This is a genomic window from Rufibacter ruber (assembly GCF_014138425.1).
Classification (GTDB): domain Bacteria; phylum Bacteroidota; class Bacteroidia; order Cytophagales; family Hymenobacteraceae; genus Nibribacter; species Nibribacter ruber_C.
On the sequence record NZ_JACJIQ010000024.1, the window covers coordinates 17,611 to 30,566 of the forward strand.

General features: G+C 52.5%; 8 protein-coding genes. 4 read left to right on the forward strand and 4 right to left on the reverse strand.

The genetic code is table 11. The features are described 5' to 3' along the window. Positions 1-204: 204 nt before the first annotated feature. On the reverse strand, positions 205-1,857 hold the full coding sequence (locus tag FHS90_RS20500; RefSeq protein WP_182514395.1) for an NADP-dependent glyceraldehyde-3-phosphate dehydrogenase: 1,653 nt from the start codon (positions 1,855-1,857) through the stop codon (positions 205-207). Between the two features lie 537 nt (positions 1,858-2,394). Between FHS90_RS20500 and FHS90_RS20505 the strand changes: the two genes are divergently transcribed. Next, positions 2,395-3,681, forward strand: coding sequence for a citrate synthase (locus FHS90_RS20505; RefSeq protein WP_066829453.1), 1,287 nt, complete (start codon positions 2,395-2,397; stop codon positions 3,679-3,681). 654 nt (positions 3,682-4,335) lie between these two features. Here FHS90_RS20505 and FHS90_RS20510 read toward each other — a convergent pair. Further along, positions 4,336-6,258, reverse strand: a complete 1,923-nt coding sequence (locus FHS90_RS20510; protein WP_246387265.1) for an OmpA family protein — start codon at positions 6,256-6,258, stop codon at positions 4,336-4,338. A 4-nt stretch (positions 6,259-6,262) separates the two neighbouring features. Next, positions 6,263-6,844, reverse strand: a complete 582-nt coding sequence (locus FHS90_RS20515) for a 7-carboxy-7-deazaguanine synthase QueE (protein ID WP_082893373.1) — start codon at positions 6,842-6,844, stop codon at positions 6,263-6,265. Between the two features lie 594 nt (positions 6,845-7,438). On the opposite strand from FHS90_RS20515, the gene FHS90_RS20520 reads away from it, so the two are divergent. From FHS90_RS20520 to thrC, 3 genes are read left to right on the forward strand one after another with little or no spacing between them, the layout of a single operon-like run. Beyond that, complete coding sequence (locus tag FHS90_RS20520; protein WP_182514396.1) at positions 7,439-8,848, forward strand: aspartate kinase; 1,410 nt, start codon at positions 7,439-7,441, stop codon at positions 8,846-8,848. Positions 8,849-8,858: 10 nt separating this feature from the next. Continuing rightward, positions 8,859-9,815: a homoserine kinase gene (locus FHS90_RS20525; protein WP_182514397.1), complete on the forward strand. Its 957-nt coding sequence runs from the start codon at positions 8,859-8,861 to the stop codon at positions 9,813-9,815. 2 nt (positions 9,816-9,817) lie between these two features. Next, positions 9,818-11,137, forward strand: coding sequence for a threonine synthase (gene thrC / locus FHS90_RS20530; protein ID WP_182514398.1), 1,320 nt, complete (start codon positions 9,818-9,820; stop codon positions 11,135-11,137). 845 nt (positions 11,138-11,982) lie between these two features. Here the strand turns inward: thrC and FHS90_RS20535 are convergent. Next, positions 11,983-12,864, reverse strand: a complete 882-nt coding sequence (locus FHS90_RS20535; RefSeq protein ID WP_066829439.1) for a bifunctional 5,10-methylenetetrahydrofolate dehydrogenase/5,10-methenyltetrahydrofolate cyclohydrolase — start codon at positions 12,862-12,864, stop codon at positions 11,983-11,985. Positions 12,865-12,956 lie beyond the last annotated feature (92 nt).

Sequence of the window (12,956 nt, forward strand, 5' to 3'; positions counted from 1 at the left end):
TTCAAGGGAGAGGTAGATTTTCAATTCCCGGGTTTCGTGTACGGATAAATAGTCTCTGCGTCTATATCTGAATGTCTATATGTTGAATTTTTATTCCTGTTTTGGGGCTGTTTTTGGAAAAACAGCCCCAAAACAGGAACCGGGAAAACAAAAAAGCCGCTGAGGGCTCCCCCGGCGGCTTTTTCCTGCAGTCATTTGTAGGCTTTAGAAGATGAATTTCGTGCTCAGGAAGTTGGAGTTCCCGTCACTTACAATCTGGTTCAGCAGCTGCTTATTGTTCTCATTGAGTTTGGTAGCCACCAGTGACCGGATAGAGAAAGACCTTAGCGCATCTACCACTGACAGCGTTCCTTCGGCACTGTCTTTGCGGCCGGTGAACGGGAACACGTCTGGTCCGCGCTGGCACTGGCAATTGATGTTCACCCGGCTCACCTGGTTCACCAAAGGATCTACCAAAAGTGACAGCTCCTCATGGTTCTGGCTGAAGATACTCACCTGCTGGCCGTGGGTAGATTCTATCAGGTACTGGATAGGCTCCTCAATATCATCAAACGGCACCACGGGCACCAACGGACCAAACTGTTCCTCGCGGTACAGCTTCATCTTCTCATTCACCGGGTACAGAATGGCCGGGTACACAAATGACTCAAAGGAAGTACCGCCGCCCTCATTGACCACGCGGGCCCCGTGGGCCAGCGCATCTTCTATGCACTCCTGTAAATAAGCCGGCTTATGCGGCTCAGGCAGCGGTGTCAAGGCCACCCCTTTTTCCCACGGCATGCCATATTTCAGCTTGCCAACCGCGGCGGTGAGCTGCTCCAGAAAAGCGTCTACCTTGCTGCGGTGCACAAATATGATTTTGAGGGCGGTACAGCGCTGGCCGTTAAAGGAGAGCGCACCTAGCACTGTCTCATCTACAGAGAGTTTGAGGTCAGCGTTCTGCGTGATGATGGCGGCATTCTTGGCATCAAGCCCCAGGATGGCACGCAGGCGGTTTACTTTAGGGTGCAGCTTCTTCAACTCATCGGCCACTTTGCTGGAGCCAATCAAAGTCAGTACGTTCACCTTGCCAGACTGCATGAGGGCCGGCACAATGGCATGCCCCCGGCCATAGATGGTATTCACCACTCCCTCAGGGAAGCTTTCCTGAAACGCCTTCAGCAGTGGGTAAAACAGAAGCGTGCCGTGCTTGGGTGGCTTGAAGAGAATAGTGTTGCCCATGATGAGGGCCGGGATCAGCGTGGTAAAGGTCTCATTTAACGGATAGTTGAACGGCCCCATACAAAGCACCACCCCCAGCGGTGAACGCCTGACCTGTGCCACAATGCCCTGCTCAATTTCAAAGCGGGAAGACTGGCGGTCAATATTCTTTAGAGCGTCAATGGTGGCATAGATATATTCAACGGTACGGTCAAACTCTTTGACAGAGTCAGCATATGATTTGCCAATCTCCCACATGATGAGCTTCACCACGCTGTCTTTCTGCCCAATCATTTTCTGGGTGAAATTCTCAACGCACGTGATGCGGTCATCTACGCTGAGGGTAGGCCACTGGCCCCGCCCATTGTCATAGGCTGCCACCGCCGCGTCTAAGGCTTCTAACGCCTCTGTCTCTGTGCAGATAGGGTACGTACCTATGAGTTTGCGCTGATAAGACCCGTTTGGCTGGGCAACCGCCACCGGTGAATAAACCAAATGGCTGGGGCCGTTCCAGATTTTCATGAACCCGTTGGAAAGATATTCTTTCTGGTGTAATTCTGCGCTCAGGGAATATTCCTCAGGAATTTGTTCTTCTGTCACAAAGATCGCCTTCAGGTCTTCTTTGGTGACTGGTAAAGTTTTGTTTGTTATTTCCATGCGTAAGGCAAATCAGTGACACTAAGTATCTAATTGATAGCACAATGGTAAACACTATTATGAAAATATCAAAACATTTTGTAAAACTTTAAAAATATAATATCACACATCCTTTTTTCCAAAAATATGGTTTTTAAAAAAGGCTGTTAATGAAAATTTACAAATTAACTAACAATTGTTTCCCAGAGAGTTCAGCAGAGAGGACAAAACTTATGTATCCCTATTTCTGTTTTCACCCGTAGTTTGCCTCCTGGTTCAAATAGGCGGGATTATAAGTTACTGGCAGCCCTTTTCTCAGAGGCTGCAACCATTTCTCAGCGCGGTAAAATGAATTATTCTAATTTAACCGGTGGTCCCGCATGTGTTCCTACTCTTTTACCCCATTACCGTAAATGAAATAGAAGATGCCATGGGGTGAATTGGTTTGACAGTTTTTAAAAAAAGTATGTTCCGCATAACATTTTTCTTTTTAAACCTCATTGTCTAACTTCGCTCCCAAGGCACACAAACCTATCCTAACACTTATAAATAAGTACTATGTCTGATTTTGCTGAACTGATTCTGGAAGGCAAATCGTATAAGTATCCGGTAGTAACGGGTACCGAAAACGAGAAAGCTATTGATATTGGGGCTTTACGCGCGCAAACTGGTTATATTACCCTGGACTCCGGCTACAAGAACACGGGCGCCACAGAAAGTGCCATCACGTTTCTTGACGGCGAAGAAGGAATTCTGCGGTACCGCGGGTATCCCATTGAGCAGCTGGCCGAGAAGTCTAACTTTATTGAAGTTGCCTACCTGCTGATTTACGGCAAACTGCCTTCGCAGCAGGAGCTGGACCAGTTCTCCAATCAGATCAAGGTACACACCCTGGTAAATGAAGACATGCGCAAGATTTTAGATGGCTTCCCGTCTAATGCGCACCCAATGGGGATATTGTCTGCGCTGGTAAGCTCCTTGACGGCCTTCTACCCGGAGTCTTTGAACCCGAACCAGACCAAAGAGGAAGTAGACCTCTCCATCATCCGGTTAATGGCCAAGCTGTCTACCATTGCCGCCTGGTCTTACAAGAACTCAGTGGGTCACCCGGTGAACTACCCCAAGAACAAGCTGGACTACTGCTCCAACTTCCTGCACATGATGTTTGCGTACCCTACAGAGGACTACGAAATCAATCCTGTGGTGGTAGATGCGTTGAACAAGCTGCTGATTCTGCACGCAGACCATGAGCAGAACTGCTCAACCTCTACCGTTCGCCTGGTAGGTTCTGCCAATGCCTCTCTTTACTCCTCTGTTTCTGCCGGTATCAGCGCCCTTTGGGGTCCGTTGCACGGCGGTGCGAACCAGGCGGTGATTGAGATGCTGGAAGCCATCAAAGCAGATGGTGGGGACTCAAAAAAATACATCGCCAAGGCGAAAGACAAAGATGATCCGTTCCGTTTGATGGGCTTTGGGCACCGGGTGTACAAAAACTTTGACCCACGCGCCACTATCATCAAGAAAACCGCAGATGAGGTGTTGACGGCTCTGGGGGTGAATGACCCCATCCTGAACATTGCGAAGGAACTGGAGCAAGCCGCCTTGTCTGATCCTTATTTTGTTGAGCGCAAGCTGTACCCTAACGTAGATTTTTATTCAGGTATCATTTACCGCGCCATTGGCATCCCAACTGAGATGTTCACGGTAATGTTTGCCCTGGGCCGTCTGCCCGGCTGGATTGCCCAGTGGAAAGAAATGCGTGAAGCAAAAGAGCCAATCGGGCGTCCGCGCCAGGTGTACACCGGCGCTACTGAACGTGACTACGTGACAGTGAGCGAGCGCTAATCTGAGCGTGTATACAAAAACAGGAGAGCCCCAGCACAATGCTGGGGCTCTCCTGTTTTTGGTATTTACGTTATTGATAGATTCCCGTTTTCAGCCTAGTTTCTGAAAAGTAGGCTGAAAACGGAACGTCAGTTCTCTTTTCCTGCCTGCACTTCCGGATTTGTCATCCGGAGAGAAGTACTCAGGGGGGTTGTAATCCCCGTGATAGGAAACCAAGATAAAGCCGTTGCCCCTACATAAAGAACTTTTGAATACACTGATTCTCCCCTTGAGGATTGCCCGAATGAGAGTTTGAGGCAGCGAGCGAAGCTCTAATGGGGTGTTTACATCTGCCGGTCATGGCGTTCCCAACAATGGCACGGAAGTTATGCCCGTGACTAAAGAGGTAAGTCATGGAAGTAACTTCCGCACCATAGAAAAAGAATTCTTAGCAATGCGTGCTCTCCTGTGTAAACACCCCTCTTTATCTTTCCGAAAGGGGAGAATCTGCTTTGGGCAAGCGTTTTATGCAAAGAATTTCTGCTTAGATAATTCCGGCAATTCTGGGCTTGCAATGAACCTACAAGAACAGCCAGTCACTACAAAAGAACATTCCGTTTCCAGCCTACTTTTCAGAAAACAGGCCGAAAACGGAAAACCAAACCTAAAAAACCTCTACAATATCCGCAATTCAATTCTCCGGTTCAACTGCCTGTTTTCATCAGAGGTATTGGGGGCGGCGGGTTGCACCTCGCCATAGCCTTTGGCCTGGAAATTTGCCGCAGGGGCACCTTTTGAGACTAAATAACTGACCACCGCTTTGGCCCTGGCTTCAGAGAGTTTTAAGTTGGCAGCGGGCTGGCCTACGTTATCAGTGTGTCCGGCAATTTCTACCCGCATCTTTGGGTTAGACTTCAGGAACTGGAACAGCTTGTCTAATTCAGTTCTGGACTCTGGGCGCAAGGAGGCTTTGCCGGTATCAAAGAATAAATTGCTCAGAACGGCCGTAGCGCCTTTGCCCAGGGGTTGAAGGTAAAAGTCCAGCGCCAGAGGTTTAGCCGTGGAGGACGGAGAAATATGCCTGCTCTCCAGCACATGTTGGGTAGCAGTCACATACAGCGCATACCGCTGCCCCTGGTTCACTACAATGGTGTATTCACCGGTGGTCTCATCTGAAGACACCTGCTGCGCCACCACCCCCGCCGAGTCTAAATCATAGACCTGGATCTGCGCCTGAAGGGGTTGTTTGGTTTTGGCATCAAAGACCCGGCCCTGGGCAAAGTTGCTTACAGTCTTGCCTTTCCAGGCGCTGGGGACCTCAAACTGCAGCAAGGCCACCTCTACTTTTCCGCCACCCGTGGTCTGCCCAGAGTAATACCCGGTAGTGTTATCCGGGGAAATAAAGATAGAGGATTCATCACGGTGGGTGTTCAGCGGATAGCCCAGGTTAGAAGGGGTCCCCCAGCCACTGCCTTCGCGGTTCACCATAAAGAGGTCCAGTCCGCCCATTCCCTGCAGGCCGTCGGTGGCAAAATAGAGGGTGTTGCCGCTGGCATGCAAAAAAGGGGAAGCCTCGCGTCCCGGGGTGTTGATAGATTTGCCCACATTCACCGGAATGGACCAGGAGCCATCTTCCTGCTGCTGGGTCACCCAGATGTCTTCGGCGCCAAAGCCCCCCTTTCTGTTAGACGCGAAATACAGGGTGCGGCCGTCGGCCGAGAGGCTGGGTTGCGAATCCCAGGCGCTGGTGTTCACATTGCGGCCCATGTTCTGGGGCTTGCTCCATTTATTTCCCTGCCGGTAACTAATGTAGAGGTCACAGCTCCCGTAAGAATCTTTCCGGTTGCAGGTGGTAAAAACCAACACCCTGCCGTCTCCTGACATAGACGCCGCCCCTTCATTCAGCTCTGAGTTGATAGCCTCAGACACTGACACCGGCTCCTGCCACTGCCCGTCTTTCCGGTACGCCAGGTACAGGTCCTCATCGTCTAAGGGGCCATTCCCTTCCCGGGCGGTGAAAAGCAGCGCCCGCTGGTCGGCGGTGAGTACCGGAGAGTATTGGAGCCCAAACTTGTTTACCACCGCCCCCAGGGCCTGCGGTTTGAAGTCAACGGGATTGGCCATGGCCTTCTGCGCAAACTGCACATTGCTGAGCTGCTGCTGGGCATGCTTGAGGTGTCTGGGGTTCTTGCCGGCGCTAATGAGTTTCTCATAATAAGTGGCCGCCTCCTGGTACTGCCCCCGCTCAAAGGCCAGGTCAGCATACGTGAGGTAATCATTGGCTAACGCCGGGCTGGGAGTCACCAAGGTCAGCCCTTTGGCATAATATTGATACGCCTCTTCGGGTTGTTGCATAACACGGTAGAGCGCAGCCGCCTGCAGATAGGCCTGCCCAAAAGACGGGTCCCGTTTAATGGCCTCAGAGTAGGCTTCAATGGCCTTGGGGAAGTTCCGGCTCTGGGTATGCCTGATTCCCTCCTGAAACGCCTTCTGGGCTTTGGCATTGGCAGAAACGCCGGAAGCCGGTTGGGCAGCACTTCTGGCCGCCCCTCCTACTATAAAGATACTTATGAGAAAAAGACGCCAGAAACGCTGCATGTGCTTAGGGGATGTTCAGGTATTTATGGGTTTGTAACGAAATGCGCCATTTGGGGTTTTCCTTCACGTACTCCACCAGCAGCGGCATGATCTGGGCCGCTTTGCTCCACTCAGGTTGCAGGTACAGGCGCGTCTCGGGGTTCACGTTGGCGGCGTGCTCCTCTGCCCAGGCAAAATCACTCTTATTGAAGACAATCACCTTCAACTCCCCGGCGTGGGCCAGTACGCCCGGTGAGGGGGCCTTGAACTTCTTGGGGGAAAGGCACACCCAGTCCCAGATGCCGCTTAACGGGTACGCCCCTGAGGTTTCAATAAAGGTTTGAATGCCCCGCTTCTGAAGTTCTGAGGTGAGGTAATCCAGATTATAAAGCAACGGCTCGCCGCCGGTGACCACCACCGCCTTTCCCGGGTATTGGATCGCCTGCTGAACAATCCAGTCTGTGTCTGTCAAGGGGTGCAGGCTGGCATCCCAGGACTCTTTCACATCACACCAGTGGCACCCCACATCACAGCCCCCCAACCTTATAAAATAGGCGGCTTTGCCCGTGTGGTAGCCTTCTCCCTGTATGGTATAAAAATGCTCCATCAAAGGCAGCTTGGTGCCATCTGCCGGAACCGTATGCACTGAGGCAATTTTAACGTCTGCTATTTCTTCCAAAACCAACTCACTTTTTTCATTTCTGTTTTAGACCTATTTTTAGAAAAATAGCCTGAAAACGAATTTATTGTACTCATTTAAACAGTGCTTTCCCTGCTTTAGTTGCGGCAGATGGTATTAAGTAGTGTCTACCGCAAAATTGTATTCTTTCTATTGCGGGAAAGCCGCTGCTGCAAAGGTAAAGAGAACCTGTTGATATACCGCTTCAGCTGCAGAAATAACAATAACAACCGTTAGTCTATAAAATTTTCACATATTTTATTCTTTTTCATTCAAAACTTTTCAGATATTGCTCCCGCAGATGAAAAACAGCCGCCAAATAGCACTTCCTTTTTCTTCCGTTCAGACGGGCTCATCTGCCGTGCCTTCTACTTTTATCTCTACCACCACCGGCACCATTATTATTACCACCCCTGGAGGGGGTTTACTGTACATATCGTCCATTCACTTTTGCCATTCCGGCTACCTGAGCCTTTTGTAGAGGTTCACTCGTATCTGATTTACCATCAAAAGCCAAACAACATGCTGGTTTTAAAATTTGGAGGAACGTCTGTTGCCAACGCAGATGCCATCCGTCAGTTAATTTCTATTATCCAGGCCAAAGACCGTTCTGAGAAAAAAGTGGTGGTGGTTTCTGCCATGTCTAAGGTAACAGACCTGCTGATCAGCCTTTACCAGAGAGCCGCCGCCCATGACGCCTCTTACCAGGAAATCCTTGAGCAGCTGGAAGCCAAACACATGGCGGCCATTGAGGAGCTGATCCCCATGAGCCACCAGATTGACATCAAAGGCAAAATCAAAATGATCTTTAGGGAGATGGAAGACGTGTGCAAGGGCATCTTTCTCCTGGATGAGCTGAGTGACAGCACCAAGGCGCGTATGATGGCCTACGGGGAACGTCTCTCCTCTGCCATTGTCTCAGTGGCGTTCCAGCACCATGGCCTGTCTAACACGCTGTTAGACAGCCGCGACTACCTTCAAACAGACAGCAACTACCTCAACGCCAAGGTAAACCTGAAAGTCACCTACACCAATATTCAGCAGAGCCTGCCAGAAGACCTCCTCTACGTTGCCCCTGGGTTTATTGCCCGCTCCGCGGAAGGCAAAACCACCGTCTTAGGCCGCGGCGGCTCTGACTACACCGCCTCCCTGTACGCTGCCGCCCTCCAGGCAGACCTGCTGGAAATATGGTCAGACGTTGACGGCATGTACACCACTGACCCACGTAAGGCAAGCGCCGCTTTCTCAATTGAGGAGCTCAGTTATGAGGAGGCTATGGAGCTGGCCTATTTTGGCGCCAAGGTTCTGTACCCGCCCACCATTGCCCCGCTCATTGCCGCCAAGATCCCGCTGGTTCTGAAAAACACCTTCAACCCAGGCCACAAAGGCACGTTGATCACCGCGTCTCCGGCACCCAGCAGGCAGAATGTGAAAGGGATTTCCTGCATTGACCACATGGCCGTTCTCACCCTCAGCGGAAGCGGCATGGTAGGGGTGCCCGGCGTGGCCATGCGGTTGTTCAAGGCGGTGGCCCAAGAAAGCATCAATGTGTACTTCATCACGCAGTCTTCTTCTGAGCAAAGCATCACCATTGGCCTGGCAGAGACAGAGGGCGCAAAAGCCGTACACGCTTTGACCGCAGAATTTGCCGAGGATATTGCCCAGGAACTCATTCACCCGGTAAGCCTGGAAACCCCCATGAGCATTGTGGCCATGGTAGGCAACGGCATGATTCAGCAGCCGGGTATTGCCGGCAAGGCCTTCTCACTGCTGGGGGACCACGGGATCAACATACGGGCCATCGCCCAAGGGGCGACAGAGCGCATCATCTCAGTTGTTGTACGCTCTGAAGATGCGCACCAGGCGGTGAACCTGCTCCATGACCGCTTCTTTTTGACCAAGCCAGCGCAAGCCGAGGCGGTGCTGGCGTAACAAAACAGACATGAACCAGAATGAATTTATAAAGGCGTATGCCCCGGCCACCGTGGCCAATGTGTGCTGTGGTTTTGATGTATTGGGCTTCGCCTTAGACCAACCCGGTGATGAAGTATGGGCGCGTTTAGCAGATAAACCCGGCATCACCATTACCGCCGTCACCGGCGTAGCCGGGCTTACCGCTGACCCCAAAGAAAACGTAATTGGTGTTGTAGCCCAGAAAATGCTGGATGACCTGCAGCTGGAGCAAGGGCTTGAGCTGCAGCTGCACAAGGGCATGCCCGTTGGGAGTGGCCTGGGCAGCAGCGCCGCCAGCTCTGCCGCCGCCGCTTTTGCCGTCAATGAGCTATTAGGGAAACCTTTCACCACCCAGGAGCTGGTTTTATACGCCATGGAAGGGGAGCGCAAAGCCTCCGGTTCTGCCCACGCAGACAATGTAGCCCCTGCCCTCTTAGGCGGGTTTGTGCTGGTACGCGACTACGCCCCCTTAGATGTCGTGCCGCTGGGGGTACCGGTAGACATGTTCTGCTCGGTCCTGTATCCGCAGATAGAATTGAAAACCTCCCTTTCCCGCAGCATTCTCAAGCAGGAGATTCCTTTAAAGAAGGGAATACGGCAGTGGGGAAACCTGGCCGGGCTGATGGTGGGGCTCCTGAAAAAAGACTATGGCCTCATTGGCCGAAGCCTGCATGATGAAATCTTTGAGCCGGAGCGCTCCATCCTGATCCCGCTGTTTAAGCAGGTGAAGGAGGCAGCGCTGGCCGCTGGTGCCATGGGCTGCGGCATCTCCGGGTCCGGCCCGTCCATTTTTGCCCTTTCGGCCACCCGTGAAACGGCGCAGGCCGTAAGCGCGGCCATGGAAAAAGTGTATGCCCACAGTGGCATTGAAACCAAATCTTACCTTTCACCAGTACCTAAAGAAGGGGTGCGGCTTATTGCCCAAACTACCTTAGCCTCTGCCTGACTATGAACTACTACAGCACCAACGGCCATGTACAGGAACTGAGCTTCAAAGAAGCCGTTCTGAAAGGATTACCCCAGGACAAAGGCCTTTTTTTTCCGAAGGAAATCCCCCAGCTGCCCGACTCCTTTTTTGAGGCGCTGCCAGACCTGCTCCTGCCCCAGGTGGCGTTTCAGGTTCTCAAGCCCTTTGTGCAACCAGACCTCACAGAAGCACAGCTCCAGCAGATTTGTGAAGACGTCTTTACTTTTCCTATTCCGCTGGTAGAAGTAGAGCAAGGTCTGTACGCCCTTGAATTGTTTCACGGCCCCACCTGCGCGTTCAAAGACGTGGGGGCCCGCTTCATGTCGCGCTGCCTGCAGGCGTTTGCTGACCCGGACAAACCGGTAACGGTGCTGGTGGCCACCTCTGGTGATACCGGCAGTGCCGTGGCCAACGGGTTTCTGGGGCTGGAGAACATTGACGTGGTGGTGCTGTACCCGCAGGGCGGGGTGAGCGAAATCCAGGAGGTGCAGTTCACCACATTGGGGCAGAACATTAGCGCCGTGGCCGTAGAAGGCACTTTTGATGATTGCCAGGCGTTGGTGAAACAGGCGTTTTCTGACGGGGAGCTGAACCAGGTGAAAAATCTTTCCTCGGCCAACTCCATCAACGTGGCGCGGTGGCTGCCCCAGATGGTGTACTACTTCTACGCCTGGGGCCAATGGAAACTGCGTCACCCTGACCAGACCGGCCTCACGGTTTCAGTGCCCAGCGGCAACTTCGGGAATCTGGCGGCCGGGCTGGTGGCCCGGCAAATGGGACTGCCTATCTCCTATTTCATTGCCGCCACCAACCGTAACAAGATTGTGCCTGACTACCTGGAAACCGGCGACTACCAACCGGCTCCCTCTGTGGCCACCATTGCCAACGCCATGGACGTGGGCGCGCCCAACAACTTCCCCCGCATTCAGCATTTGTTCGGGAACAAACTGGACGCCCTGCAGCAGGTGGTGAAAGGTTTCTGGGCCGACGATGACCAAATCAAAGAAATTATTCAGCGGGTGTATGAAGAGCGTGACTACCTGTTAGACCCCCATGGGGCCATTGGCTTCCTCAGCCTGAAAAAGCTTATGTCTGGTTTAGGAACGCAAGGCATCTTTCTGGAGACCGCCCATCCGGCCAAATTCAAGAACAGCATTGAAGCCGTGCTGGGGCACGAGATTGCGGTACCGGAGCAGCTGCAGGCGTTTCTGGGTAGGCAGAAGCAAGTGACCATTCTACCTAATGATTACAAAGAACTGGCGCTGCTTCTGAAGCAGACACACAAAGAAGGAACGTTATAAGTTTCTGTTTTCGGCCTGTTTTTGGGAAAACAGGCCGAAAACAGAAATGTAGCAGGAGCCCTCACAGGTTTTGAAAACTGGTCAGGGCTTTCTGTTTGCCGTTGGCGCAGACGCTCGCAGGTCCTCCGGACGCTACGAGGTCTTGGGAACAGGCGTAGTTGCGATGGCTGATGATTAAGCCCTGGAATGCGTGGCCCACCCCTACCCCTTTGGGGAGGGGAATTCACTGCTGGAGATGAAGGCCGTTTTTGGCTTACTTTCCAGAAAATAGGCCAGAAACACAAACAACTGAGTTCCTTCGCCCCCTGGGTAAAGGATAGGATGAGGGTTTATTCGTTTTAAAAAAAGTAAAGACTAAGCAGGAGAAAGGTGCGGAAGTAAAGTATGCGCCATAGAAAATCTCGTATTGGGTGATACCTAATCTTTTCTGGCGCGAGCCTCCAGACTCGTGCCGATGAGTGGCGGGAGCCTCCAGACTCCATTTTCACAAATCCCAGATTGTGGGTCCCGGCGAGTCTGGAGACTCGCCGCACTGTTAGTCACGGGTTGAAACTCCTGCCACCGCTTTCTAAGCAATCAAGCAAAGAGCAATCAGCAATGCTCCAAAGACCTCGTAGCGTCCGGAGGACCTGCGAGCGTCTGCGCCAACGGCTATCCCAATCCTGTAATTACCCTAATCCTGACAATCGTGCTTCTGACAGCCGCCGCTGCCCCCTCACCCTTTCCCTCCAGGGAGAGGGGACGCCGCTCATCTGTTTACGGTCTGTTTTGGGGAAAACAGCTCATAAACAGAAACGCCACCCCGTCATTGATACAGGGTGGCGCTTTCAGGCTATTGCAAAATCTTAATCGTGCACTTCTTTTTTGGCGGCCCGCAGCGTGTTCTTCAGGAGCATGGCAATGGTTAAGGGGCCTACTCCGCCGGGCACGGGGGTGATGTAGCTGCATTTGGGCGCTACGTGGTCAAAGTCCACATCGCCGCGCAGGCGCCAGCCGCGGGCACGGGTGGCATCTTCAACGCGGGTGGTGCCCACGTCAATCACCACGGCCCCCTCTTTCACCATGTCTGCGGTAATCAGGCCGGGCTTGCCCACGGCTACAATCAGGATATCGGCCTGGCGGGTGTGGTGCGCCAAATCAACGGTGTTGCGGTGGCAAATGGTCACGGTGCTTTCACCGGGATAGGTGCACTTGCTCATGAGAATGCTGATGGGTGTGCCTACAATGTTGCTTCGGCCTACCACCACGCAGTGCTTGCCTTTGGTTTCAATGTTGTAGCGCTCCAGCAGTTGCAGGATTCCATAGGGCGTGGCGGGAAGATAGGCGGGCAGGCCGGCTACCATGTGCCCCACGTTGAGCGGGTGGAAACCGTCTACGTCTTTCTTATAGTCCAGCACCTCCAGCACCCGGGTTGAGCTGATGTGCCTGGGCAACGGCAGCTGCACAATGAGACCGTCAATGGTATCGTCCTGGTTGATTTCCCTGATCTTGTTCAGCAGTTCCTCTTCGGTGATGTCGTCTTCATAGTGCAGCAGGGTAGATTCAAAGCCTACATTTTCGCAGGCCAGCACCTTGTTGTTCACGTAGGTCATGGAGCCGCCGTCATGGCCCACCAGAATAGCCGCCAGGTGCGGTACTTTCCCTCCTTTGGCTTTGATGTCGGCTACCTCGGCCGCAATCTCACGTTGAATGGCTTCAGAGGTTTTCTTACCGTCTAAGAGAATCATGGGTAGTAAAGAAATGAAGAGATGAACGAAAGCCAAAAGTACAAGCCTCCGGCCAAACGTCCGTCATTTATTTGCAGATATTTCACCTTCGG